This is a genomic window from Flaviaestuariibacter flavus, assembly GCF_004337505.1.
GTDB classification, from domain to species: Bacteria; Bacteroidota; Bacteroidia; order Chitinophagales; family Chitinophagaceae; genus Flavisolibacter; species Flavisolibacter flavus.
The window spans coordinates 73,626-98,216 of the sequence record NZ_SJZI01000003.1; the positions used below are offsets into that span (position 1 = coordinate 73,626).

A 24,591-nucleotide genomic window follows, 5' to 3' on the forward strand; every position below is an offset into this window, starting at 1 on the left:
CCAGGGGGAGGCTTACGAAAAAGCCCGGATCGCAAGCGATCCGGGCTTTTCTATTAGCTATCGACCTGACGATTAATCGAAGATAAAATGAATGGTCAGCCTAGGTGCCTCCGCCAGCTGGCGAAGACCGGGGGCCTGAGCTCCTCGCGCCCCACCAGCATCAGGATGCCGGCAAGTTCTTCGGGCGAGCGGCCGGCCGCCGACCAGGTAAAGCGGTCGATGGCTTTGCCATCTACTTCGAGCGCGAGCTCATTGCCTTCGGTGCGGAAGCGCATGCGCACGCCTTCCACCTCGAGGCTGCCGCGCAGGGGATGGTGGCTATCGAAGCGGCAGGTGCCGGTGCGGATGCCGTATTCAGAAAAAAGCTGCAGGCGTGCGGAGAACGGTTGGCGCTCGATGATAAATACGCGCTGCTCGTTTTCGGAATGAAGCCGCAGCGAGTGCGTGTGCTCGTTATAGCGGATGGACAGGGCAGAGCGCCCTTCCTGCTCCACCGAAATGCGGCCCGGCTGGGTGGGGTCGGTATAGATCCGGTTTGCCATGACCTTAAGTTCGCACGGAAACCGGGAATCGAACCTCTGCGGGAAAAGTTTTCGATATTAAGTAATTGTTAACAGAACCCGCTGCTTTACGGCGCCACCGAGATGCGGGAGGCGATGGGAGCTGCCCGCTGACCGAGAAGGCGGCCCACCTGGATGCGTACCGAGGGGTCGTCGGTGCCTTCTACCAGCCAGCCGTCGGAGGCGGGGCGGGCGGTGAGCTCGGGCAGGCTGCGGGTTTGCATACCATAAGGATGGGGGGCAGGATGGAAGCGTACTTGTTCCCCGTTATCGGATACGGAGTATCCCGCGGGGGTTTCATCAAAAAATAAGACGACGGCGTAGTTCATAGTGTCTTACCTAATCCAAGCGCCGTGCCGGAATTCCTGCATGCTCCCCTTTGAAGCGATCAGCAGGCTCCCAGCAGGGCCACCAGGATGCAGCCGCAGTGGAACAGCAGGAGCAGGAGCACCACCCACCGGAATGCGGCGCGGCGGCCGGTAAATGCAATATGCGACCGGAAAAGCCGCAGCAGGAGCAGGCGGGTGATGCGGGTTGTGGACATAAGCGTAAGTTGGCGACGGGATGTAAAGTGATCATGAAGTGAAGGTCAAGGCATCATGAACGTTTTCAATAACGCAGGCTTCACATTGCCATAACAATTGATTTACGCGGCTGCGGGAAATTTGGTTTTTCCTCAAGCAGACTATATACCGCCGCTGTTTCCACAGTGGCTTTTTTCGTGCGCTGTGAACCGTGAGCCCGCGATGCGCGGTAATAAAGAACAGATGCCGTTGGCATTCGTTCTTTGTTTCAGGCCTCAGCCGCTCACGGGTAACGGTTCACGGCTCACGCTTTCCGTGCGGCGAGCGTGAACCCGATGGTGGTGCCCACGCCTTCGGTGCTGCGCACGTGGATGGCGTGACCGTGGGCCTCGATAATGTGCTTACAGATGGAAAGTCCCAGGCCGGAGCCGGTAACGTCGCGGCCGCGGCCTTCGGGGGTGCGGTAGAAGCGCTCGAAGATGCGGCTCAGCGAGCCCTCGGGGATGCCCATACCGTCGTCGGAGATCTCGACGAGGATGTTCTTGCCATCGGTATTGTACATCGACGCGGTGACCGATCCGTTGGCGCGGCCGTACTTGATGGCGTTTTCTACGAGGTTGATCAGCACCTGCCGGATCTTTTCCTTGTCGGCCCACACCGCGATGGGCGCTTCGCAGCCCTTTTTGATCTGGAGGGCGATGTGTTGCGGCTCGGCGAGCAGCGAAAGGCTTTCGAACACTTCGCGTACCAGGTCCTGTATGATAAAGGAGCCGGGATGCAGCTTGAGCTCGCCGCGCTCGAGGCGCGAGATCTCGTCGAGGTCCTGGATAAGGTGGGAGAGGCGCTCTACGTTCTTCTGGGCTTTCTGCAAAAAGCGCTCGGTGATGGCCCGGTCTTCCACGGCGCCCTGGAGCAGGGTTTCGATATAGCCCTGGATGGCAAAGACGGGCGTTTTGAATTCGTGCGAAAGGTTCTGGAGAAACTCCTTGCGGAAGGTCTCGTTGCGTTTCAGCAGCTCGATCTCGCGGCGGCGCTGCTTGCCCCAGGCTTCCACGTCCTGCCGCACTTCGTCGATGCTTTTCTGGGGCAGGATGTATTTGTAATAGGTTTCCTGTTTCTTGGATGCTTTTGTCTGGTAGATGAACTTGTAAATGAGCTTCAGCTTGCGGTAGATAAAGCGCTGGAAGATATACGAGATAAGCCCGTAGGAGCCGGCGAGGATGAGCACGAAGGCCACGGTGGCTTCCTTCCAGCTATGACCGCCATAGGCAAAGAACCCGAGCCCGATGGGTATGGAAAGCACCAGGGCCGTGAAGAGCGCGAGCTGGCGGGGGGAAAGGTTTTTTTCTTTGAACATGGCGGAAGGAGGAAGATAGCGAAGAAAAGAAGGAGGGAAGATTACATGAGTAAATGAATACATGATTACATGAGGGCAGAAGCAGATCTACTGAACTCGGATCTCAGGATCCCGGATCTGAATCAAATCAGACCTCGGAGATCGGAGATCAATAAATTCCCTCCCCGGCTCATGTAATCATGTACTCATGTAATCATTTGCTCTCCCCTCGAATCACAGATCAAACTTATAGCCTACCCCCTTCACCGTCGTAATACAGTCGATCCCCAGCTTCTGGCGGATCTTGCGGATGTGCACGTCGATGGTGCGGTCGCCGACGATGACGTCGTTGCCCCACACCTGGCTCAGGATCTCGTTGCGGAGAAATACCTTGCCGGGGCGGGTGGCGAGCAGGTGAAGGAGCTCGAATTCTTTCTTGGCCAGCACGAAGGAGCGGCCCTGGTACTGCACCTCGAAGCGCTCAGGGTCGATCACAAGACCGTTGACCTCCAGGACGCGGTTTTCACCCTTGGGCGTGGCGCGGCGCAGGAGGGCCTGCACCTTACTCACAAAAACCTTGGGCGAAACGGGCTTGGCGATATAGTCGTCGGCGCCGGTGCCGAGGCCCTTGATCTGGGTGGCCTCGTCGTTGAGCGCGGTGAGGAAGATGATGAGCGTGTCTTTGAGCGCGGGCTGGGCGCGGAGGATCTGGCAGACCTCCACGCCGGTCTTGCCGGGCATCATGATGTCGAGCACTACCAGGTCGGGCTGCAGGCTCTGGGCCTTCGCCACCGCCTCGTCGCCGTCTTCGGCGGTAAACACCTGGTAGCCTTCCCGCGCCAGGTTGAACTGGAGGATCTCCAGGATATCGGGCTCGTCGTCGGCGATCAGTACTTTCCAGGAACGGTTGTCCATGCGTTCAGATGTGTGCCGCAAACCTAAAGGAAAAGCGGGGCGGTTCATAGTTCGTTAATGATAACTTAACTAAAGAAGGGTTCTGGGGTTCTGGGGATGGTTTCAATGTCGTTGGAAAAGTATCCGGCGGCCTGTTTAAAACAGCAAAAAATAGCGGGTAAAATCACCGGGAACTGAAAAAAGGCATATTTAGTTTCGGACATGCCTACTTTCAAACGTATCGAAGATATCGAGGCCTGGCAGCTCGCCCGGTCGCTTTTCAGGGAAATTCTGCAGATCTGTGAAGAAACGGGGTTGGCGAAAGACTTTAAGCTCCGCGACCAGATCAAAGCCTCCTCGGGTTCGGTGATGGATAATATCGCCGAAGGGTTTGGAAGGGGCGGAAATAAAGAGTTCGTTCAGTTTCTTGAAGTTAGTCATGCCTCCTGCACAGAAACACAATCACAGCTTTATCGCGTACTCGACAACCGCTTTATAGACCAGGAGCGGTTTGATCATATTTACAACATCGCGAAGCGCACCGATGGTGCCGTGCTGGGTTTAATCCGCTACCTTCAGAGCAGTGACTTTCGCGGTCCACGGTTCTAAACCAACCTCAGAACCCCAGAATCCCAGAACCTCAGAACCGCTTCTTAACACCCTCATAAACCGGCGGGTACTAAATTTGCTCTATGGGCCGTATGTACCTGATCTTCCGTGTTTTGCTGGTGGCTGTGCTGATGGGGGCGCTCGGAACGGCAAATGCCCAGAAAGCCGGCGCCCACAAGACGCCGGACCAAGGCTGCAAGCCGCCCCTCAACCGCCAGTTGCGTCATGATTTCGTGGACCAGGCCCAGCAGCTGGCCCTGCGTGCCGACGGAAAGGCCGACAATGAGTTCTATGCCGGCAATAACCCCGAGGTAAACTTCCAGGTAACGCAGACGATCACCAGGCGCGTGGACAACCTGCAGTGCGTGATCGAGAACGACACCCTTACCCGCGACCAGAAAAAAGTAGCGTACCTGAAAGGGCTCGAGGTCATCCTGAAGAACTTCGCCAAACTCTACCGCAACCGCCAGGTGCTGCCTTCGCACCTGCCCGCCGTGTTTGACGCCTACGAGGCCGCCATGGCCCTCGACGAGCGCGGCGCGTCCATTGTGCCCGTAATAGAACGCTCCTCGTACGAAGTGGGCAATTTCCTCATCGGCTCGCAGGGCTTCGATGCCAACAGCGGCCGGGCGGAAGCAAAGAACATCGTGCTGTCGAAATACCTCGCCCAGCACCCCGACCGCATTCTTGCCACCCTGAAGGACAATACGAACCTGCCCAACCGCGATTCGCTCATCATCCTGGCGGCCTACCGCAACCCGGCGCAGCTATACGATTACGCCTCGGCCAACAATGACCTCGGCTACTTCATCCGCCGTATGGACGACTCGCTGGTACGCACCGTATCACGGATGGCTACCTCGGGCGGCGCCGGGCAGAAACAGCTGCCCTTCCTCGACAATATTCTCCGCGGCAAGATCACCCTCGAGCAGGTGAATGCCGTAAAAGACGACCCCGTTAAATACTATAAACTGCTGGTGCGGACGCGGATCGATTATGTACAGCAGCAGGTGCAGCAGAAAGACACCGTGATGGGCATGAAGGCCATTAACGACATGCTCCGCCGCCGCGCCATGGACCCCTTCATCAACACCATCAACGGCCTCCACGAAGAGCCCGATGCGAAGCGCTTTAAGGTCCTGCAGGAGCTGAGCGCCACCGAGCTTTATTACCTCATCGTCATCGGCGGCGAGGAGCTGTATACTTCCAGCTATGTGCGCGGCGTGTTCCCGCTGATGATGCAGAAAAGCGCCAACCGCGGCGACTCCCTGCTGATGAGCGTTTCCTTCGACCGCTTTAAGAAATTCATCAAGATGGCCGCGGGCTACAATACGCTCGACGACTTCCTGGCTTCCTTCCCGAATAAAGGAAACGCCGAGGCGCTGATGACCGAGTTTGTGAACGGTCTGGAAAAGACCCAGACACTCGAAGACGGCGTGGATGTGGCGGACTCCTATGCCTCCATTGTACAAACGAACAAGGATATGGCGGCACGGATGCTGGCCAACGTGCAGGCCAACCTGGAGCGCAACAGGGCACGCAACAACCAGCGCGGCATCGTGCTCTACAACCTGCTCGACAAGCTGTTCCGCTCGGCCGACTCCACCAGCAAGATCGACCTGTCGAAGGAGTTTGGCGTGCCGCCGGTGTATACGGTCGACTACAACTCGCTGCTTGCCGACACCAACCGCGTGTTTGTGCAGGCCTTCTTCTATGGCGATAAAGACGGCGTCAACAACTACAATATCCAGGTGGCGCAGCTGGCCAGGACCGGCTGGAAGAAGATCGAGGATACAAAGCAATGGCAGGCCTGGGCGTCCACGACGGGCAAGCCCGTCACCCTTTATTTCAACAAGCCCCTCGACGAGGAAAGCGGCGAGCTGGAGCGTGCCCAGGCCGCTCTTGACGATCACCTGAGCGGCCGCGGCATCCAACCCACCGTGGTCATCCACCGCGGGCACAGCTACTATGCCGGCGCCACCATCGACCAGATCCAGCCGGCGGCCAAGATCGTGTTCCTCGGCTCCTGCGGCGGCTACCACCTCATTCATGATGTGCTGGAGCATGCTCCCGACGCGCACATTGTTGCCTCCAAGCAGACCGGCTTCAACGTCATCAACCAGAATTTCCTCAACCTGATGTTCAGCAAGCTCCGCGAAGGCAAGACCATCGAGTGGATTCCCTTCTGGAAGGAATTTGAAAAGAACGCGGGCAAGCTCGCGGGCTTCGAGGATTATATCCCGCCGCACCGGAACCTCGGCGCCATTTTCATCAAGGCCTACAACAGCCAGATGGGAGCGGTTGCCTACAACGAATAATCAGGAAGCCCCCGCGAACGCGGGGGCTTTTTGCTGGAGTGCCGGGAGATGAAGTGACAGGTCTTCATCAAACCCGCTTACTCACTCTGGACCATCTTGCCGCTTGCCGTCATGCTGCCGATCCGCAGCCGGTAAAACAGCAGCGCGCCGATCTTCTGGCGGGGACTGTAATGAAGCTCCCGCGTTGCTCCGGCGCTGATGCTGCCATAGCTGGTGGCCGATACCCGCCGGCCGGTATTGTCGTACACTTCCAGGCTCACGGAGCCCGAAACCGGCGCGGTAAACCGGAAATTCACCGAGTTGCGGAAGGGGTTGGGATACACCTTTACCGTTACGGCGTCTTCCGGCGTCGCTTCGGCGGGGGCGCGTTTTTCCGCACGGGCGGTCGGGGGAGCCAGGCGGGCGGTTGTGGTGCAGGTAACCGCATCGCTGCAATTGGCGGCCGCGGAAACGCAGCCACTGCCGTCCTTCGCCACGATGCTCGGGTTGGAGCCGGGCGCCACATTGGAGAAGGTTACGCCCGTTTGCCAGTGCTGGCCGTTATCGATGCTGTACTGGTAGGTGCTGCCTACAGGACTGGTTACAGTAAGTGTACCGGTGGCGGGTCCGCACATGCTGGGCTGCACCGCGCAAAGCGCCGGCGCGGAGGGATTCGAATACACCGACACCGTTACGGCTTCAATGTCCGAACAGGACGGCGTCGTGCCCGTACTGGCCTTGATGTAGTAGGTGCCGGCGCCCACAGCTGTTGGAGAAGACAGCGAAGAAGTGGCCGCGGAGTTGGTCCAGTACGAGAGCGTGGAGCCCGAAGGCAGCGTGCTGCCCGAGGTCACGGCTGCGGCCGTCAGGTCGACAGTGGAGGGCGAGCAAACTGCGTTCGGGTTTGTGATCGAAAGTACGGGAGTGGTCCGCACAGTTACCACAACAGACCGGATGTCGGAGCAGGCGGGGGTCGTATTGGTGCTTGCCTTGATGTAATAAGTACCGTCACCGGCAGCGGTCGGCGTTGTCATGGAGGCAGTAGCCCCGGAGTTGGTCCAGTAGGATAAGCTTGTGCCTGTTGGCAAGGTACTACCGGAAGTCACTGCGGCTGTAAGATCGGCCGTAGCCGGGCTGCATAACGCAGTGGGATTCGTTATCGAAAGCGCCGGCCCGGCAAGCACTGTCAGGGTTACTGCTGCTTTGCTGTAGGCGCTGGTGTTGGTGCTGCTCGTGACCTTGGCATATGCCGTAGTGCTGACTGTACTGTAGGCAGCGGGTGTACCGACCGGCGAGAGCAGGCCGGAGTCGCGATACCAGGTCACCGTTACATTGCTGGCATTGTTCGATACCTCCCCGTTGAGGGCGGTCAGGTTAAATGTGGCCGTAGTGCGGCCTGCCGTGTCCGGGCACAGCGAGCGGGAGACGTTCTGCGCCATCGGAATTTCGATGGTAATATAATTTCCATCAATCTGCGACCAGCACTTCGAAGGTGTGCCTGGGCAACGGAAGGCTGAAAGTCCCTGGCAGAAATCAGTATTGCCGGTGCCCCAACCCATGAAAACATTGGTCAGCGCGATGGGTGTCCCGCAAGACCAGGTGAAGGCTCCCGAAAAAACCACCTGGTTGGAAGGCCGGTTGAGCACGGTGCCAAAGCATTCTTTTTTGTTAGCGAGAATGTTGCCGGGGGTGCCGTTGACGAGGAATTTGATATTGGCATATACCACCACGCCCACGCGGGGCGTATTGGTGGTCAGGTCGAGTGCCAGTCTTACCTTAACCGAACCGCGGCATTGATACCCTGCGGACAATGGCTGCAGGGTAGCCGAATCCACAAGGTAGGCCCGCATGATCTGGACGTCGTTGGAGGTACAGCCTGTCTTGCAGTCGGAGGGCGTCTGCGGCGTCTGCGCGCTGCTGTTATAGGCTGCGCCGATTCCCAGTAGAAATACGGTACACGGCAGGAAAGACTTCAACATAGAATTTATTTTCATGGTCAGTTGTTTGAGTGTAGGGAAATGCCTTTCGGCCGCGCGGGCGCCCGGGCGTGTAGATTGAAATAAATGGAAGGAAGGGCGGTCGGGGGAGAAGGGTCTGCAAACCGAAAGCAGACCCCGGGGCACACGGAGGTACCACTTGCATGCTGCAACTGCATAAAAGGGTTTTAGGTTAGCAACGTCGGGACAACAGGAGCCGGGACGCCCTGGAAAACGGGCATACCGGTGCCTGGTCAATGGGTAATAACAGGTCGCGGCCGAGGTTTCCGGTCAGGGGAAAAAGTGTCGGGAAAGATAGCGGAGCATAAGCGTGTTTTTTATGTTGGTAGGTTAGCTGAAGTGTGTCGTGACGGATGCGCTCCGGTGCCGGGCGGTACCTGAATTCTAATACAATTTTCACACCGATATAAGTGATTCGTATTAATACGGTACAGATGCATGGATTTGCGGCGATGCAGTCTGCGGCTAATGACCTGTTTTTTAGCCGGTTGATTTTTGGAGGACAACCCATATTTTTTTGGATTTGCTACCGGCGGGGGATATACGGCTCAGGCCGCACCTGAATCCGTGCGTTGCGTGTTCCCCAAAACCACGGGCGTGATGTCTCCGCCATCCAAGCCTAAAACCATAGAACCTCAGAACCTCAGAGTCCGGAACCTTGTTCCGGTCCTACTTTTGTTCCCTAAAATTGCCTGATTGTCTCAGCCCGATAAGAAACCCGCTTTCAGTCTTACCTCCCTTCAACGCGTGCTTCGCTTTGCTCGGCCCTATAAGCGCACCTTCTGGGGCTCTATTGCCCTGGCGGTCGTGCTGGCGGTGCTGACACCGGTGCGCCCCGCGCTTATTGACAAAACGATCCGGGAGTTCGTTGCCAGCGGGAACGCGGTGTGGGTAGTACGGATCACGCTCATCCAGATCGGGCTGCTGCTGGTGGAAACCGCCCTGCGCTTTATTTTCTCCTACCTTACTTCCTGGCTCGGGCAGTCGGTGGTGAAAGACCTGCGCGTGACCACCTATCGCAAGGTACTCGGCCTCAACCTCCGCCAGTTCGACCGCACGCCCATCGGCACCCTCACCACGCGCACCGTGGATGATATCGAGCGGATCAACGACATCTTCGCCGACGGGCTTATCCCCATCCTGGCCGACCTGCTTTCCATCGTGGCGGTGCTGGCTTATATGTTCTCCACCAACCCGCAGCTCACCCTGGTCTGCCTGATCCCGTTCCCCGTCCTGATCGTGGCGACCTATTATTTCAAGGAGAGCGTCAACAAGTCGTTTCACCGCGTGCGCAACGCCGTGTCGGCGCTCAACGCCTTCGTGCAGGAACATATCACGGGTATGTACGTGGTGCAGGCCTTCGCCGCTGAAAAGCGGGAGATGAACAAGTTCGACGCCATCAACCGCGAGCACCGCGACGCCAACATTCACTCCATCTTCGCCTACTCGGTGTTTTTTCCTGTGGTGGAGATCATCCTGGCCACTTCAACCGGCCTTATTGTCTGGTTCGTGGCCCATCCCAACGTAGGCGTCGGCATCATGACCTCCTTTATCCTTTGCCTCAACCTGCTCTTCCGCCCGCTGCGGGTGATCGCCGACAAATTCAATACCCTGCAGATGGGGCTCATCGCCGGCGACCGGGTGTTCAAGGTGCTGGATAACGAAGATGTGACGCAGGACACGGGTACCTATGCGCCGGCGCAGGTGGCCGGGCGCATCGATTTCGAGAACGTGACCTTCGGCTATAGCCCCGAGAACACGGTGCTGCACAATGTGTCCTTCTCGGTACCGCCCGGCCAGACCCTGGCTATTGTGGGCCATACCGGGTCGGGCAAGACCACTATCATTTCCCTGCTCAACCGCCTTTACGAAGTGCGCTCCGGAAGTATCAAGATCGACGAGGTGCCGGTAGGAGCGTGGCAGCTCGACGCGCTGCGCGCCAACGTGGGCGTGGTGCTCCAGGATGTGTTCCTGTTCTCCGGCTCGGTGCGCGACAACCTGACGCTGCGCAACCCGGCCATCCCGCAGGAGCGGGTGGAGGCGGCGGCGAAGCTCATCGGGATGCATGATTTCATCCTGAGCCTCCCGGGCGGCTACGATTACAACGTAATGGAGCGTGGCGCCACGCTTTCGCTGGGGCAGCGACAGCTGCTCAGCTTCATCCGGGCCCTGCTCTACAACCCGGCGATCCTGGTGCTCGACGAGGCCACCTCTTCTATCGATACGGAAAGCGAGGCCCTGATCGAACACGCGATCCGGACCTTGGTTGCGGGACGCACTTCCATCATCATCGCGCACCGCCTCAGCACCATCCAGCGCGCCGACCAGATCCTGGTGCTCGACAAGGGTGAGGTGAAGGAGACGGGCACCCATGCGGAGCTGCTCCGGCGCAGCGGCTTCTATGCCCGTCTCTACGAAATGCAGTTCGAGCGAAAAATAAATTCACCCGCAGGGCGTTAAACTATTCGTAATATTACCGGTCACAGCGCCCTTGGCGCAGGTTTGCCCGCCCCGGGCGGGCCGCATAACCTTGATTAGCAACCCATCTGAACTCTTATGCAATTGACGCGTTCTCTCTGGGCACTGCCGGCGCTCCTGCTGCTGCTGCTCACCTCCTGCCGCCGCGAGGAAAGCCTGGAACTGGGCAGCCCCGCCCGCTACGACCTCCAGGACATTTTCGGTGATTGCCTTGGCGACAGCGTCGTCGGTAACTACGTGGCCGGTCGCGCCCTCAACGGCGATTCCTCCTACATCGTGCTGAAGGTGAACGTACGCACCCTCGGTAATTACAGCATCAACTCCGACATCCAGAACGGGTTTTCCTTTGCCGGCACCGGCACTTTCAGCGACACCGGTCTCGTATCGCTGCGCATCCCGGCGCGGGGCACCCCCCAGCAGGCGGTGCCCACCACGCTGCGCTTTACCCGCGACTCGGCTTTCTGCGAGGTGATTGTAAACGTAACGGCTACGGCCCAGGGCGGCGGCACCTGCAATGCCCAGGTAGCCGGTAACTATTATAAGGATACGGCCCTGCTCGGTGGAAACAATGTGACCCTGACCCACAACTACAGCGCCGCCGGAACTTATAACGTAACTACCGATACCATCAACGGTTATTTCTTTTCGAAATCGGTGGTGGTAACCACCCCGGGAGCTACCACCATTGTGCTCAACGGCAGCGGCACGCCAGCCGCAACGGGTACCCATAATTTTACCGTACGTTTCGGCGACAGCACCAGCTGCGGCTTCCCGGTGACAGTAGGCGCGCCTCCCCCCGCGGGTGGCTGCGGTGGCTCCATCACCGGCACCTATACGGCGGGGACGCCCGTTCCGGCCGGCAACGGCATCCAGGTGAGCGGCCATGCCTATGCGCAGCCGGGCTCCTACACGATTTCGGCGGCTCCCGTAAACGGCGTTTCCTTTGCCTCCACCAACGTCAACGTGACGGCGGCCGGCGGGACGCCCACGGCCACCCTGGCGGCAACGGGCACACCTACGGCTGCGGGCACCTTTACGGTGCCGGTTAATTTCGGCGACGGCAGCACCTGCACCTATACGCTGACCGTTGTGACCGGCGGCACCACGCCTTCCGGCGACTATTTCCCCCTGGGCGCCAACAGCTACTGGACCTATACAGACCCCAGCGATCCTACCGACACGGTCAAGCATATCAATGAAGCCTCCACGACCGTCGGCACCCAGACCTACCGGGTGTTCCGGGAGTATAACAGCCTGGGCAACGTCACTGATTCCTTCCTGTTCCGGAAAGAGGCGGGTACAACCTACCAGGCCGTGGCCCTGGAAGACCTTGGCCTCACGATGGGCGTGACCTTCCCGGCCGGTGCCCTCGCCGAGCTGCCGGTGGTGAAAGACGCGCTGACCACCGGTGCCAGCTGGACCTCCGCCGCTTACAGCGGTTCCAACAGCACCCAGATCCGCGCGGTGTTCAACTGTGTCAACAACAACGTAACGCTTACGGTAAACGGCCGCACTTATACGAATGTGTACCAGGTCACCGGCGCCCTCCAGTTCAATATTATGAACACGGGCTGGCAAAACAACCCCTTTGGCGGCGACCTGGGAACAGCCTGGTTCGCACCCGGCGTTGGCATTATCCAGCAACAGGTGCCCGGTCTTTCGGGGATGCTGATGCTGCGGTATTACCAGATATTCTGATGAGCTCCCGCAAAAGAAAAGGCGCCCGCACCGGGCGCCTTTTCTTTTGCCGAAAGGACGCACTTTGTCCTTTGTTTTTGGGCACGCACCCTTATCTTTGCGCCAAATTTCGGGAACAGATATGAAGGTTAGACGTGTCAAATCCTTGATGGTAGCGGTTTTCAGCCTGTTTTCGGTGCTTGCTTTCGCCCAAAACGATCACGGCACACCGGTTGGTGAAAAAACGCCCGATGGCCACGTGGCCAGCGAGGAGCCCGCCAAAGAAGGCAATAAGTTCGACGCCAACGAGGTGATCTTCGGCCACGTGCTGGACGCGCACTCTTTCCACTTCTTCGATCTCAACGGTCACCCCTATGGTCTCAGCCTGCCGGTGATTCTGTATGATAAAGAGAACGGCGGCATCAAAACCTTTAGCTCCGCCCGCTTCGAGCACGGCCACAGCGTTGCCGAAGGCCGCTACCAGCTTGTAACCGAGCACTGGCGCCACGAGATGGTTTCCGAAGGCCACCTCACCGAGGAGCAGGCCAAAGGCTACCGCAACGAGAACATTATAGCCGTTGACCCCAGCACCAAAGCGCCCCTCGCCGGCGCCAAGGTGTACGACTTCTCCATCACCCGCAACGTGGTGCAGATGATGCTGGCGCTCATCCTGCTGGTGTGGATCATGCTGGGCGTTGCCAAGCGCTACAAGAGCGGCCAGGGCGTTACCAGCGCTCCCCGCGGCATGCAGAACGCCATCGAGCCGGTGATCACCTTTGTGCGCGACGAGGTAGCCAAGCCTAACCTCGGCCACCACTACCGCAAGTTCATGCCCCTGCTGCTGACGATCTTCTTCTTCATCCTGATCAACAACCTGTTCGGCCTCATCCCCGGCTCGGCCAACGTAACGGGCAATATCGCCTTCACGGCCATGCTGGGCCTCGTGTCCTTCCTGGTGATCAATATCTCGGGCAACAAGCATTACTGGGGTCACATCTTCAACCCCCCGGTGCCCTTCGGTATCAAGTTCATCATGGTGCCGGTAGAGATCCTGTCGATCATCACCAAGCCCTTCGCCCTCATCATCCGTCTTTTCGCCAACATGCTGGCGGGGCACATCATCATTATCTGTCTCATCTCCCTCATATTCATCTTCGGTTCACTGGCCAAGGTAGCGGGCTGGGGCTTTATGCCCATCTCGATCGCCTTCTCGGTGTTCATTTTCGTGATCGAAGTGCTGGTGGCCTTTATCCAGGCCTTCATCTTCACCAACCTCACGGCGGTGTTCATCGGCCAGGCCACGGAAGATCATCACCAGCATGAAGGCGAAGCCCACGCAGGCCACCCGCCCACCGAGCCGGTGATCATTGGATGAACATCTAAGATCTCAGATCGCTGATCTCGGATCTTTAGGAGAAAGCAGTAAACGGGTCTTCGGTTGCTTGATGACGGTTCTGTCTGAAAAAATCAGACATCAGACATCAGACATCAGAGATTCTCTCAAAGTGTGATTTTTTAAACAACATAAAACAACCGTCATGAGTTTGTTAACCATTCTGTTGAGCACAGTTCCTTACGCGAACGCCGGTGGTGCCATTGGCGCTGGCCTGGCTGCAATCGGTGCTGGTATCGGTATCGGCCAGATCGGCCGTGGTGCCGTTGAGTCCATCGCCCGTCAGCCGGAAGCTTCCAACGACATCCGCGCCAACATGATCCTGACCGCCGCCTTTATCGAGGGTGTTGCCCTCTTCGCGGTAATCGCAGGTATCCTGGCCATGTTCGTATAAGAGCTGCCAACAAAAGAAGTTACCGCGCCCGACGCACAGGGCCGAGGGCGCGGTTTCTTAAATTTTTCGATCTCGGATCTCGGATGTCCGATCTAAATCGGACATCGGATATCGGGCATCAGCAAATCGATCGACAAATCAAGAAATACCCAAATCCCTAGATAATGGATCTGTTAATACCCGGCACCGGCCTATTCTTCTGGACGCTGCTTTCCTTCCTGATCGTGTTCTTCCTGCTCCGCAAGTTCGCCTGGGGACCCATCCTGAACTCGCTCGGCGAGCGGGAGAAAGGCATTGCCGATTCGCTGGAGACCGCGCAGCGTGTGAAGGCCGAGATGGCCCAGATGAAGAGTGAGAATGAAGAGCTGATGGCCAAGGCCCGCGAAGAGCGCGCCCTGATGCTGAAGGAAGCCCGCGACACCCGCGACAAGATCGTGAACGAAGCGAAAGACGCGGCGAAGAACGAAGCCAACAAGATCATCGCCGAAGCCCAGCAGGCCATCAACGCACAGAAGATGGCAGCCCTCACCGAGGTGAAGAACCAGGTGGGCAAGCTCGTGATCGAGGTGACCGAGAAGGTGCTGCGCAAGCAACTCGACACGCCCCAGGCCCAGGAAGCCCACATCAACGGCCTCGTGAACGAAATCAAATTGAATTAATGCGGTAATGCGGTAATCCGGTAATGTGGTAAACAGAGAAGCCACATGTAGGAGAGACCGGATTTGATTACCGCATTATCACATTACCACATTATCACATTAATACCATGCCTAATCCCCGTTTAGCTTCGAGATATGCCAAGTCGCTGCTGGACCTCGCCAAGGAGCGCGGGCAGCTGGAGTCGGTGTATACCGATATGCAGTTCCTGCGTGAGGTGATCCGCCAGAGCCCCGACTTCAATACGATGCTGAAAAGCCCCGTGGTATCGAGCGACAAGAAGCAGGCTGTGATCAACGCGGTGACCGCCGGCAATATCGGCGAGCTGACGCTGGCCTTCACCAAGCTGCTCGTGGCCAAAGGCCGCGAAGGCGAGCTCGTGGAGATCATCCCGTCCTTCATCAACCAGTACAAGCAGCTCAAAGGCATCCACACCGTGAAGCTGACCACCGCCGCGCCCGTAAGCGAAGAAGTCAAAAGCCGCATTGTGGCGCAGGTGAAGCAGTCGGGTCATATGGACCAGATCGAGCTGGAAACGAGCGTGAACCCCGACCTTATCGGTGGCTTCGTGCTGCAGACCGGCGACAAGCTGGTCGACGCCTCCATTGCCTATGAGCTCCAGGAGATCGGCCGCCAGTTTGACAAGAACGACTTTATTTATAAGATCAACTAACTGCATTGCGTAGTTAGAAGTGTGTAGTAATACAATCAATTAGAAACAAGTAAATCAGCAACAATGCCTGAAATAAAGCCTGATGAAATTAGTGCCATCCTTCGCCAGCAGCTGAGCGGTGCCAACACCACCGCCGAGTTGGAGGAAGTAGGAACCGTTCTGCAGATCGGTGATGGTATCGCCCGTGTATACGGCCTCGGCAACGTACGTGCCGGTGAGCTCGTTGAATTCGAGAACGGTGTGCAGGGCATCGCCCTCAACCTCGAGGAAGACAACGTAGGTGCCGTACTCATGGGTGAAATGGGAACCCTCCAGGAAGGTGCCAAGGTGCGCCGCACCGGCCAGATCGCCTCCATCAAGGTAGGCGACGGCATGGTAGGCCGCGTGGTAAACACCCTCGGTGAGCCCATCGACGGCAAAGGCCCCATCGCCGGCGAGCGCTACGAAATGCCGCTGGAGCGCAAGGCCCCCGGTGTAATCTACCGCCAGCCCGTAACCGAGCCCCTGCAAACCGGTATCAAGGCCATCGACGCCATGATCCCGATCGGCCGCGGCCAGCGTGAGCTTGTGATCGGTGACCGTCAGACCGGCAAGACCGCCATCTGCATCGACACCATCATCAACCAGAAAGAATTCTTCCAGGCAGGTAAGCCCGTATACTGCATCTACGTCGCCATCGGCCAGAAGGCATCGACCATCGCCGGTGTGATGAAGACCCTGCAGGAAGCCGGTGCCATGGACTATACCGTGATCGTAGCCGCCTCTGCCTCGGAGCCCGCTCCGCTGCAGTTCTACGCGCCCTTCGCCGGTGCCGCCATCGGTGAGTTCTTCCGCGACACCGGACGTCCGGCCCTCATCATCTTTGATGACCTGTCAAAGCAGGCCGTAGCCTACCGCGAGGTATCGCTGCTGCTCCGCCGCCCCCCGGGCCGCGAGGCTTATCCCGGTGACGTATTCTACCTCCACAGCCGCCTGCTGGAGCGCGCCGCCAAGGTGATCAACAACGACGCCATCGCCCGCCAGATGAACGACCTGCCCGAGAGCATCAAGCACCTCGTAAAAGGTGGTGGCTCGCTGACGGCCCTGCCGATCATCGAAACCCAGGCTGGTGACGTATCCGCTTATATCCCCACCAACGTGATCTCGATCACCGACGGACAGATCTTCCTTGAGTCGAACCTGTTCAACGCCGGTATCCGCCCCGCCATCAACGTAGGTATCTCGGTTAGCCGCGTAGGTGGCTCCGCCCAGATCAAGTCGATGAAGAAGGTGGCCGGTACCCTGAAGCTCGACCAGGCCCTCTACCGCGAGATGGAAGCCTTCTCGAAGTTCGGTGGTGACCTCGACGCGGCTACCAAGCTGGTTATCGACAAGGGTGCCCGTAACGTGGAGATCCTGAAGCAGCCCCAGTACTCGCCGATGCCGGTGGAGAAGCAGGTAGCCATCATCTACCTCGGTACCCAGGGCCTCATCCGCGAAGTACCCGTACGTCGCGTGAAGGAATTCGAAGAGCACCTCCTGATGGAACTCGAGAACAAGCACCCCGAAGTGCTCGCCGAGTTCAAGAAGGGTGGTCTTTCGGATGATTCGATCAGCAAGCTGACGGCGCTGACGAACAGCCTCATTCCCCAGTACAAGTAAGCACCCGGTGCTTTTTAAATAAAACCCTTCGCCAGAGGCGAAGGGTTTTATCGTGCCATATTCTTTGCTCCCGTGAGGTGCAGTGCTCCTGGAAGCTGTTTCAAAAAGAGCTATGATTGCTGATGCAGACCGATGGCTCACTTTGCCGGGTAGCTGGCTTCCCGGTTACAGGGATAGCCTCGAACCGGTAGCCAAGTGCAGTAAAATGCGCCAGCAGGCGCGGCAGCATCACCCTGAGGTTAGGTGCCGACGAATCAATGTCGTGGCATAGTATGATCGACCCCGGTCCCGCGGCATTGACCACGTTGTGGAAGCTCTGCTCCGGAGTGATGCCCGAATCGTAATCCTTGCTATCTACCGACCAGAGTACGAGCTGCATTGGTTGGCCGCCGTGCCGCATCCGCCGCATCCGCGAGCGGTTGATATGCCCATACGGAGGGCGGAAGAGCGGAGAGTCGATAAGGCTGGCGGCCTCGCTCACATCCGCGAGGTAGGCCTTCGCCGGGGTTTCCCAGCTATCCAAGTGCCGGTACGTATGGTTTCCGACGGCGTGGCCTTCGGCACGGACGCGTTCGTAAAGTTCGGGGTGTCGCGCCACGGCGGCGCCAAGGCAAAAGAAGGTGGCCCGGGCATCATAGCGCCGAAGTTGCTCCAGCACAAAGGGGGTTCCCAACGGATCCGGGCCGTCGTCGAAGGTGAGGTAAAGTACGCGCTCTGTAGTATCGACACGGCGGGTAGCTTCCACCAGCGGTCCGTAGCGGAACGCGAGGCCCGCTACTGTCGACTTCGGCGCGCGCGCGGCAATTTCCGATAGCGTGTGCAGCAGGTTATTGACAATCCGACCCGGGTGCGGGAATTGGGAAGGAAGGTCCGGATCCTGGTGGAGGCGCAGGTAAATCAGGTAAGCGCCGAAGAGGAGCGCTTCCGTCAACGTCAGGAGAAAGGCCGCTCCGTTGCTGTGCCAGAACCCCTTGAACAGGATCAGGAGGCCCATATTCAGGAAAAAACCAAAACCAAAAGAACGCAGATATTCCCGCTTTCGCTTCGTGTTGAGAAACAGCTGCAGTCCCAGCAGGGTATTCATCAGGTGGAAAAAGAGTACCGGCGATAACACGGAAACGATGGCCGTGGCACCGGCGAAGCGAATGCCCAGGTAGTGGGTTACAATCACATCGGAAAGAAACAGGGCGATGATTGTGGCCCCGAGCGATAACAGCATCACATAAGGCATGAGGCGCTGCAGCCGTTCGAGACCGTCGCGCCGGCTCCGGATATAGGCGACCTGCACAAAAGGCAGCAGGAAGCCGATCACCGGGAAAAGAAAGAGCGCCTGCTCCAGCAGGAAGACATTGATCGCCCCGGCAAGCACCCAGGCATCTTCCTCCATTGGCAGGAAAGCCACCAGCAGCAGCACGGCTACGGAAAATTGATTCGCGATCCAGTACTTTATCGGGAAGGAAGCGCCATTGTGCAGGAAGCGGCGCAGCGCCGCGATCCACAAAGAGGCCTGGCGCAGTCCTGTCTTGTGCAGGGACTGCCGCAATTGCCAGAGAACCAAAAGCGCATAGACGGCTGCAACCAGCGGCAGCAGCTGCAGCGCTCCGGGGATGATGGTCAGCAGGGTGGCTACGATACAAAAGGCCAGGTGGGGCAGCAATACGTGCCGATCTATCGATAAGCGCCCATTACTTCCGGGCAGCCAGGCAGGCAGCAGCAGGCTGGCCGATATTATGGCGAACAAACTGTTTGTGATCGCCTCGTAACTGGTGGCGCCTGTATACCGGACACTGCACAGGATATAGCCTGCCAAGGCCAGCAGCCAAAGACAGGCTTTGGCCAGCAGAAGCGGGCAGGCAATTTGCGCTCGTTCCGCCTTGGTGCCGAAGCTGAGCAACAGGCGGCCAGCCGCATACATTTCCAGACCGGTATTGACAAACAGGATGGCATAAAGCACCAGCACGTAAGCCGTTTCCGTGCCCTTCCCAGCCTCCGGGCCGGCAAGCAGGAAAATGGCCCGCAGCAGCTGCAGGGGGAGGATGCATTGAGCAAGCGGCAACAATAAGAATTTCTTCCGGCTGTGCAGGAAGAATGGTCTGCCAAGTGGTTGTGTTGTCACGGTATAGGTTTGACTGGAATAGAAAAGTTGGTTTCAGGCGATTATTCCACGATTTCTCCGGGTTTCAGAGAAACCGATGGTGTATTATCTATCGCGAAAACATAATGCCAAACGTTGGCAAGCCACTTTTGCGCAAATAAGTGCTCCCCTAAATGCAGAGCGGGAAAGCCCTTTTCTTTAATATTCGGGTCCTGATGGCGCTCCCGGCGCGATTAATGCAACCAGGCTTTAAAATTTAGTTTGGTTTATATTGTAAACCAGTTTACGTTTGTCCTACAATTGCATTTTATGAGAGCCGCTTTTTTCACCCTCTTTGTTTTGATCGCCGCCATCGCGGGCGCCCAGCCCATCAGCGGCACCGTACGCGACGGCAAAGGCGCACCGGTGGCGGGTGCTTCCATCGCGATCCGTGGCTCCTACGACGGTGCCACAGCCGACTCCATGGGCCGCTTTTCGTTCCGCAGTACCGAGAAGGGAGCGCAGGTGCTGGAGGTGAGCGCGGTGGGCTTCAAGGCCGCCAGCCAGCCGGTGCAGCTCAACGGCAGCCCCCTGGAAGTACAATTCAGCATCCGCGAGGAAGTCACCGAGCTCAAAGCCGTGGTGATCACCGCCGGCTCCTTCGAGGCTTCGGATAAGAAAAAAGGCACGGTGCTCAGCCCGATCGATATCGTGACCACCGCCTCTGCAAACGCCGACGTAACGGCCGCGGTGAAGACGCTTCCCGGCGCGCAGCAGGTAGGGGAGAGCGAAGGGCTCTTTGTACGCGGCGGCACCGCGCAGGAAACCAAGACCTTCATCGACGGCACCCTGGTCAATAATTTCTTTTACAGCTCGGTGCCCAATGTGGCCCAGCGCGGACGCTTTTCGCCTTTTATTTTTAAGGGCACCGTGTTCAGCGCCGGCGGCTATTCGGCCCTTTACGGACAAGCACTATCCTCGGCGCTCATCCTCGAGTCGATCGACCTGCCCGAGCAAAGCGCCGGCAGCGTCGGCATTTCGGTAATCGGCGCCAACGCCGGCATCCAGAAGCTGGCGAAGAACAAGAAGTCGTCCTGGGGCGCATCGTACGGCTATACCAATATCTGGCTGGGCTTTCAGCTGATTAAGCTGCGCGACGAATACACCCACATCCCCGAATACCACACCGCCGATGCCAACTTCCGCATCAAAACCTCTGCTTCCGGCATGCTGAAATACTATGGTTACTTCAGCTACAACAAGCTCGGTCTGCGGCAGACGAGCATCGACACGCTTGGTTATAAAGACGCGTTCGGACTGGCCAACGATAATATGTACCACAACCTGTCGTGGCGCGAGAACCTGGGCCGCGGCTGGAAGCTGCAGCTGGGCGCTTCTTATGCAACGAACCACGACGATATCAACAGCAGCCTGGTGAATGCCGATAACGACGCCAGGCTGGTGGGAGGCCTGGAAGAGCGCAACTTCGGGCTCCGCACAAAAGGGCACTATGCCAACGCCAAGGCTGTTTTCGAGCACCGGCTGAAGGGACTGAGCGCACTGCGCGTCGGCACCGAATACAACTACAGCAGCGACCGCTCCGACTTCACCCGGTACAACGGGCAGCAAATTCCGAACAACGTTACCGAGCAAATCAAATCGCTGTTCGGCGAGGCCGATATCTACCTTACCAATGAGCTGGCCGCCCGCGCCGGACTGCGTGCCGAGCATTCGTCGCTGCTGAATAAAGTCAACGTGGCGCCCCGCCTTTCACTGGCTTATAAGCTGGGCCAGGGCGGGCAGGCATCGCTGGCCTACGGCGAGTTTTACCAGTCGCCCGAGCGCCGCTACCTGCCCGCGCCGGTGACGCTCGACTACGCGAGGGCCACCCATTACATTGCGCAGTACCAGCGCATCAGCGCCCAGCAGACGCTGCGCCTCGAGGCCTTTTACAAGCGTTACCAGAGCCTGCTCAAGACGGGCATCGTGGGTGGCCATGAGCTCGCCACCGGCTCAACGGGCTATGGCGATGCAAAGGGTTTCGAGCTGTTCTGGCGCGACAAGAAAACGATCAAGAACCTGGACTACTGGGTGTCGTACTCCTTCCTCAACACAAAGCGCGACTACCTCAATTTCCCCGCCGCTATAGAGCCGTCCTTTGCCGCGAAGCACACCGCTTCGCTCGTGTTGAAGCGCTTCGTACCCGGTATCAAAACACAGTTCAATGCCTCGTATACCTATGCTTCGGGCCGTCCTTACTATAACATCGGCTACGACGCTTCCAGCAAGCCGGTGCTGACCGACGCCGGCCGCACCATCGACTATCACAGCGCTTCCATCAGCGTCAACTACCTGCCGAAACTGTTTTCGAAAAAAGGCGCCAGCCGCTTTACGGTGCTCGTGTTCTCGGTTTCGAATGTGCTGGGCAACCAGCAGGTATACGGCTACAAGTATGCCTACAACGGGATGCGCAAGGAAGCCATCACCCCGCCCACGAATATGTTTGTTTTTCTCGGGGCCTTTATCTCCTTCGGCGTGGACCGCACGGAGGATGTGATCAACAGCAACCTCTAGGAGAATGTCTGATGTCGGATGTCTGATTTCTGATTTGTGCAGTGGTTGCCGGCCCTGAGTTCACTACAGCCTTAAAGACCAATTAGCCAATTAACCAATCAACCAAATACCATGGATACACAAACGAATGCTGAGGGCCGTGACCCGCACCTGTGGCGCATCGCCCGCCGCCGCGCGGCCTTCCGCCGTAGCCTCGCCACTTACCTTGTGGTGAATGCCTTTCTCTGGGCCATCTGGTTTTTTACCGGTCGCCCTTATTACAGCGGTGGAGTTCCCTGGCCCATCTGGCCCACACTCGGCTGGGGCATCGGCATCGCCCTGGGCTGGTACCACGCCTACGGCGGCGGCTCCGACGCCGAGGAGCGCGAGTATGAGCGGCTGAGCCGCCAGCGCGGCAGCCGTCCGTAGAAATACTATAAACCCTGACAACAATCTTATAATCGAAATTCAATCCCAACACACATGAAAAAGTTACTCCTTCTCGTTCTTTCCGCTGCCGCTTTCGCAGGCGCAGAGGCACAGTCAGAAAAATTCGTGTCGGCCATGCAGCCGCGCGTTATTGCCATCGACACCACGCGTACCCCCGCGGCGCTTGAAGATCTTTCCAACAGCTTTGAGCGCATTGCCGAAGCGGAGAAGACCCAGTGGCAGCCATACTATTATGCCGCCCTCGCCAAGGTGAATGCCGGCATGCTGCAGATGAACGGCCTGCGCGGCGGCATAGCCGACAAGATTGATCCGATGGCCGACAAGGCGGAGGCCCTGCTCGACAAAGCCGAGGCGCTCAGCAAAGACAACTCCGAGATCTGGGTGGTGCGCAAGATGATCGCCTCGATGCGGATGATCGCCGACCCGATGAGCCGCTATATGACCTACGGTCCCAAGGCTGCTGAGGCGCTGGCCATGGCGCGCAAGCTCAACCCCGAGAACCCGCGCATCTACCTGCTCGAAGGCCAGGATAAGTTCTTCACCCCCGAGCAATTCGGCGGCAGCAAAACCGAAGCGAAGAAGCTTTTTGAAACCGCACTGGAGAAATACAATGGCTTCAAGCCTGCCGACGCCCTGGCCCCGAACTGGGGACGTCCCGCTACGCAGTATTTCCTGGCGCAGGCAAGTAAATAGAACTTTCGATCCCGGATCTCTGATCTCAGATCTTTGGGCGCGGCGGATGCCGGGGAAGCAGCGGTACCGATAGCTGCGCCCCGGCATTGCCGATTGCCGCTCCTTCCGCTCCCTGCCTCTTATCTTTACCCTGCCCGCATTAATACGAATTATGGACAATTCTTTCACCCCCGAAGACAGCCTGGCCCTGATCCGGTCGATGATCGGGAAGACGCGCTCCAATTTGAGCTCTAACCGCTTCTATTTCCTTTTCTGGGGATGGGTGGCTTTCACGGCCCTGCTGGCGCAGTTCGCGCTCAAAGTTTTTATCGGATACCCGCATCATTACCTCGTGTGGCTGGTGACCATTCCCGCTGTTATCATCACCATCGTCTACTCGCGCCGCCACAGCAGCGCCGGCACGCGCACCTACGTCGGCGATTTCATGACCTACCTGTGGACGGGCATCGGTATTTCCTTTTTCGTGTTGAGTATCCTCATCGGCAATTCGCGCGAGGGTTTCCTCTACGCTTATCCTTTCTTCATTATGTTTTACGGGCTCGGTACCTATATCTCCGGGCGCCTGCTGCATTTCCGTCCGCTCGTGGCCGGCGGCATCCTCAATTGGGTTCTTGCCATCGCCTGCGTGTATGTGCCCTACGACTACCAGATGCTGCTTACGGCCGGGGCGATCCTATGCAGCTACATTATTCCCGGCTACCTGCTGGGCCGTATCAAAAACGAACAGGCATGAACGAGCAACCAATGAGCGAGCAGGAAAGCCTGCGGCTTATCACCGAGATGATCGGTAAGGCGAAGAAGAACTTTCACGAAACCGGTACCAGCGCCATCCTCTGGGGAACGGACATTGCTGTTTGCGGCCTTACCAGCTTCGCGGAGCGCTATTGGAATTTCAAGGTCGGCTTCGACGTCTGGATGCTCACGCTGGCGGCCCTTGTGCCGCAGGTGGTGATCTCGGTGCGCGAGTCGCGGCAGCGCGTCGTACGTACCCATGTGCAGGAAGCGATGAACGCGGTGTGGCTGGTATACGGCCTGAGCATCTTCGCGCTCGTGTTTTACTTCAACGTGGTGCCGGGGGCCGAAGAGCGGGCGCTGGCGGCGCGGGGCACGGTGTTGCTGGAGCAGGTCAACGGCGTCACCCGCGACGGGCATATCCGCATTCCCAGCTATGGCAGCCTGCTGATCCTGCTATACGGCATTCCTACTCTCGCCACCGGCATCGCCCAGCGCTTTCGGCCCATGCTCGTAGGGGCTGTGCTCTGCTACCTTTTCTTTATAGCCTCCTGCTTTACCACCACAACCTGGGACATGCTCTTTAATGGACTCGCCGGTATCGCCAACTGGCTCGTTCCGGGACTGATCCTGCGCGCCCGTCACCGCAAACAGCAACGTTCCCTGCATGTTTAAAGACCTCGATCCCATATTGCATTCGCAGCTGCGGCTGGCGGTTATGTCGCTCCTGATCGGGGTGAAGGAAGCGGAATTCACCTTCCTGCGCGAAAAGACCGGCGCCACCGCCGGCAACCTGAGCGTGCAGGTGCAGAAGCTCAAAGAGGCGGGCTATATCGAGGTGACCAAGCAGTTCAAGGATAATTACCCCCAGACCCTCTGCCGGGTGACGCCCAAAGGGGTAGACGCTTTTGAGGCCTATGTGCGGGCCCTCCAGGGATATATTCAGAAATAATTCTACA

22 protein-coding genes are annotated in these 24,591 nt (G+C 58.1%); 15 read left to right on the forward strand and 7 right to left on the reverse strand.

Going from position 1 to position 24,591, the window contains the following annotated elements:
- Positions 1 to 95 precede the first annotated feature (95 nt).
- The 5 genes from EPD60_RS03285 to EPD60_RS03295 form a co-directional block, all read right to left on the reverse strand.
- On the reverse strand, positions 96 to 542 hold the full coding sequence (locus EPD60_RS03285) for a hypothetical protein (protein ID WP_131446816.1): 447 nt from the start codon (positions 540 to 542) through the stop codon (positions 96 to 98).
- A gap of 86 nt (positions 543 to 628) precedes the next feature.
- Positions 629 to 784 carry a hypothetical protein gene (locus EPD60_RS16805; RefSeq protein WP_165871388.1) on the reverse strand — a complete coding sequence of 52 codons (156 nt, stop codon included), beginning with the start codon at positions 782 to 784 and terminating at the stop codon, positions 629 to 631.
- 164 nt (positions 785 to 948) lie between these two features.
- Positions 949 to 1,104 (reverse strand): hypothetical protein, encoded by a 156-nt coding sequence (locus EPD60_RS16810; protein ID WP_165871389.1) that lies wholly within the window; start codon positions 1,102 to 1,104, stop codon positions 949 to 951.
- 284 nt (positions 1,105 to 1,388) lie between these two features.
- Positions 1,389 to 2,441 carry a sensor histidine kinase gene (locus tag EPD60_RS03290; protein WP_131446818.1) on the reverse strand — a complete coding sequence of 351 codons (1,053 nt, stop codon included), beginning with the start codon at positions 2,439 to 2,441 and terminating at the stop codon, positions 1,389 to 1,391.
- Between the two features lie 213 nt (positions 2,442 to 2,654).
- Positions 2,655 to 3,335 (reverse strand): response regulator transcription factor, encoded by a 681-nt coding sequence (locus tag EPD60_RS03295; RefSeq protein ID WP_131446820.1) that lies wholly within the window; start codon positions 3,333 to 3,335, stop codon positions 2,655 to 2,657.
- Between the two features lie 201 nt (positions 3,336 to 3,536).
- On the opposite strand from EPD60_RS03295, the gene EPD60_RS03300 reads away from it, so the two are divergent.
- Together EPD60_RS03300 and EPD60_RS03305 are read left to right on the forward strand one after the other, a co-directional pair.
- Entirely contained in the window at positions 3,537 to 3,923 is a 387-nt protein-coding gene (locus EPD60_RS03300) for a four helix bundle protein (RefSeq protein ID WP_131446822.1), read from the forward strand.
- Positions 3,924 to 4,006: 83 nt separating this feature from the next.
- Positions 4,007 to 6,241: a hypothetical protein gene (locus EPD60_RS03305; protein WP_131446824.1), complete on the forward strand. Its 2,235-nt coding sequence runs from the start codon at positions 4,007 to 4,009 to the stop codon at positions 6,239 to 6,241.
- Between the two features lie 77 nt (positions 6,242 to 6,318).
- Here EPD60_RS03305 and EPD60_RS03310 read toward each other — a convergent pair whose 3' ends face one another.
- On the reverse strand, positions 6,319 to 8,199 hold the full coding sequence (locus EPD60_RS03310; protein WP_131446826.1) for a T9SS type A sorting domain-containing protein: 1,881 nt from the start codon (positions 8,197 to 8,199) through the stop codon (positions 6,319 to 6,321).
- A gap of 765 nt (positions 8,200 to 8,964) precedes the next feature.
- Here EPD60_RS03310 and EPD60_RS03315 point away from each other — a divergent pair.
- The 7 genes from EPD60_RS03315 (at position 8,965) to atpA (ending at position 17,130) form a co-directional block, all read left to right on the forward strand.
- Positions 8,965 to 10,677 carry an ABC transporter ATP-binding protein gene (locus EPD60_RS03315; protein WP_243647748.1) on the forward strand — a complete coding sequence of 571 codons (1,713 nt, stop codon included), beginning with the start codon at positions 8,965 to 8,967 and terminating at the stop codon, positions 10,675 to 10,677.
- 96 nt (positions 10,678 to 10,773) lie between these two features.
- Positions 10,774 to 12,393: a hypothetical protein gene (locus EPD60_RS03320; RefSeq protein ID WP_131446830.1), complete on the forward strand. Its 1,620-nt coding sequence runs from the start codon at positions 10,774 to 10,776 to the stop codon at positions 12,391 to 12,393.
- Between the two features lie 121 nt (positions 12,394 to 12,514).
- Complete coding sequence (gene atpB, locus EPD60_RS03325; RefSeq protein ID WP_131446832.1) at positions 12,515 to 13,747, forward strand: F0F1 ATP synthase subunit A; 1,233 nt, start codon at positions 12,515 to 12,517, stop codon at positions 13,745 to 13,747.
- 184 nt (positions 13,748 to 13,931) lie between these two features.
- Complete coding sequence (gene atpE / locus EPD60_RS03330; protein ID WP_243647749.1) at positions 13,932 to 14,159, forward strand: ATP synthase F0 subunit C; 228 nt, start codon at positions 13,932 to 13,934, stop codon at positions 14,157 to 14,159.
- 164 nt (positions 14,160 to 14,323) lie between these two features.
- Entirely contained in the window at positions 14,324 to 14,818 is a 495-nt protein-coding gene (atpF, locus tag EPD60_RS03335) for a F0F1 ATP synthase subunit B (protein WP_131446837.1), read from the forward strand.
- 107 nt (positions 14,819 to 14,925) lie between these two features.
- Positions 14,926 to 15,489 (forward strand): ATP synthase F1 subunit delta, encoded by a 564-nt coding sequence (atpH, locus tag EPD60_RS03340; protein ID WP_131446839.1) that lies wholly within the window; start codon positions 14,926 to 14,928, stop codon positions 15,487 to 15,489.
- 63 nt (positions 15,490 to 15,552) lie between these two features.
- On the forward strand, positions 15,553 to 17,130 hold the full coding sequence (atpA, locus tag EPD60_RS03345; RefSeq protein ID WP_131446841.1) for a F0F1 ATP synthase subunit alpha: 1,578 nt from the start codon (positions 15,553 to 15,555) through the stop codon (positions 17,128 to 17,130).
- Between the two features lie 100 nt (positions 17,131 to 17,230).
- Here the strand turns inward: atpA and EPD60_RS03350 are convergent, their stop codons facing one another.
- Positions 17,231 to 19,246 (reverse strand): polysaccharide deacetylase family protein, encoded by a 2,016-nt coding sequence (locus EPD60_RS03350; RefSeq protein ID WP_131446843.1) that lies wholly within the window; start codon positions 19,244 to 19,246, stop codon positions 17,231 to 17,233.
- Between the two features lie 288 nt (positions 19,247 to 19,534).
- Between EPD60_RS03350 and EPD60_RS03355 the strand changes: the two genes are divergently transcribed.
- From EPD60_RS03355 to EPD60_RS03380, 6 genes are all read left to right on the forward strand, one after another.
- The gene (locus EPD60_RS03355) at positions 19,535 to 21,778 is read left to right on the forward strand and encodes a TonB-dependent receptor (RefSeq protein ID WP_131446845.1); all 2,244 of its coding nucleotides are present in this window, start codon (positions 19,535 to 19,537) and stop codon (positions 21,776 to 21,778) included.
- Between the two features lie 111 nt (positions 21,779 to 21,889).
- Positions 21,890 to 22,186, forward strand: coding sequence for a 2TM domain-containing protein (locus EPD60_RS03360; RefSeq protein WP_131446847.1), 297 nt, complete (start codon positions 21,890 to 21,892; stop codon positions 22,184 to 22,186).
- Positions 22,187 to 22,240: 54 nt separating this feature from the next.
- Entirely contained in the window at positions 22,241 to 22,900 is a 660-nt protein-coding gene (locus tag EPD60_RS03365) for a tetratricopeptide repeat protein (RefSeq protein WP_131446849.1), read from the forward strand.
- A 151-nt stretch (positions 22,901 to 23,051) separates the two neighbouring features.
- Positions 23,052 to 23,633 (forward strand): hypothetical protein, encoded by a 582-nt coding sequence (locus EPD60_RS03370; protein WP_131446851.1) that lies wholly within the window; start codon positions 23,052 to 23,054, stop codon positions 23,631 to 23,633.
- Positions 23,630 to 24,307, forward strand: coding sequence for a hypothetical protein (locus EPD60_RS03375; protein ID WP_131446853.1), 678 nt, complete (start codon positions 23,630 to 23,632; stop codon positions 24,305 to 24,307). Before EPD60_RS03370 ends, EPD60_RS03375 begins: the two co-directional genes overlap by 4 nt.
- Positions 24,300 to 24,584 (forward strand): winged helix-turn-helix domain-containing protein, encoded by a 285-nt coding sequence (locus EPD60_RS03380; RefSeq protein WP_131446855.1) that lies wholly within the window; start codon positions 24,300 to 24,302, stop codon positions 24,582 to 24,584. Before EPD60_RS03375 ends, EPD60_RS03380 begins: the two co-directional genes overlap by 8 nt.
- Positions 24,585 to 24,591: the final 7 nt, after the last annotated feature.

Excerpts from the sequence above, each read along its gene's own strand:
- EPD60_RS03285 (WP_131446816.1), bottom strand. The coding sequence starts at position 542 with ATGGCAAACCGGATCTATACCGACCCCACCCAGCCGGGCCGCATTTCG.
- EPD60_RS16805 (WP_165871388.1), bottom strand. The coding sequence starts at position 784 with ATGCAAACCCGCAGCCTGCCCGAGCTCACCGCCCGCCCCGCCTCCGAC.
- EPD60_RS16810 (WP_165871389.1), bottom strand. The coding sequence starts at position 1,104 with ATGTCCACAACCCGCATCACCCGCCTGCTCCTGCTGCGGCTTTTCCGG.
- EPD60_RS03290 (WP_131446818.1), bottom strand. The coding sequence starts at position 2,441 with ATGTTCAAAGAAAAAAACCTTTCCCCCCGCCAGCTCGCGCTCTTCACG.
- EPD60_RS03295 (WP_131446820.1), bottom strand. The coding sequence starts at position 3,335 with ATGGACAACCGTTCCTGGAAAGTACTGATCGCCGACGACGAGCCCGAT.
- EPD60_RS03300 (WP_131446822.1), top strand. The coding sequence starts at position 3,537 with ATGCCTACTTTCAAACGTATCGAAGATATCGAGGCCTGGCAGCTCGCC.
- EPD60_RS03305 (WP_131446824.1), top strand. The coding sequence starts at position 4,007 with ATGGGCCGTATGTACCTGATCTTCCGTGTTTTGCTGGTGGCTGTGCTG.
- EPD60_RS03310 (WP_131446826.1), bottom strand. The coding sequence starts at position 8,199 with ATGTTGAAGTCTTTCCTGCCGTGTACCGTATTTCTACTGGGAATCGGC.
- EPD60_RS03320 (WP_131446830.1), top strand. The coding sequence starts at position 10,774 with ATGCAATTGACGCGTTCTCTCTGGGCACTGCCGGCGCTCCTGCTGCTG.
- atpB (WP_131446832.1), top strand. The coding sequence starts at position 12,515 with ATGAAGGTTAGACGTGTCAAATCCTTGATGGTAGCGGTTTTCAGCCTG.
- atpF (WP_131446837.1), top strand. The coding sequence starts at position 14,324 with ATGGATCTGTTAATACCCGGCACCGGCCTATTCTTCTGGACGCTGCTT.
- atpH (WP_131446839.1), top strand. The coding sequence starts at position 14,926 with ATGCCTAATCCCCGTTTAGCTTCGAGATATGCCAAGTCGCTGCTGGAC.
- atpA (WP_131446841.1), top strand. The coding sequence starts at position 15,553 with ATGCCTGAAATAAAGCCTGATGAAATTAGTGCCATCCTTCGCCAGCAG.
- EPD60_RS03355 (WP_131446845.1), top strand. The coding sequence starts at position 19,535 with ATGAGAGCCGCTTTTTTCACCCTCTTTGTTTTGATCGCCGCCATCGCG.
- EPD60_RS03360 (WP_131446847.1), top strand. The coding sequence starts at position 21,890 with ATGGATACACAAACGAATGCTGAGGGCCGTGACCCGCACCTGTGGCGC.
- EPD60_RS03365 (WP_131446849.1), top strand. The coding sequence starts at position 22,241 with ATGAAAAAGTTACTCCTTCTCGTTCTTTCCGCTGCCGCTTTCGCAGGC.
- EPD60_RS03370 (WP_131446851.1), top strand. The coding sequence starts at position 23,052 with ATGGACAATTCTTTCACCCCCGAAGACAGCCTGGCCCTGATCCGGTCG.
- EPD60_RS03375 (WP_131446853.1), top strand. The coding sequence starts at position 23,630 with ATGAACGAGCAACCAATGAGCGAGCAGGAAAGCCTGCGGCTTATCACC.
- EPD60_RS03380 (WP_131446855.1), top strand. The coding sequence starts at position 24,300 with ATGTTTAAAGACCTCGATCCCATATTGCATTCGCAGCTGCGGCTGGCG.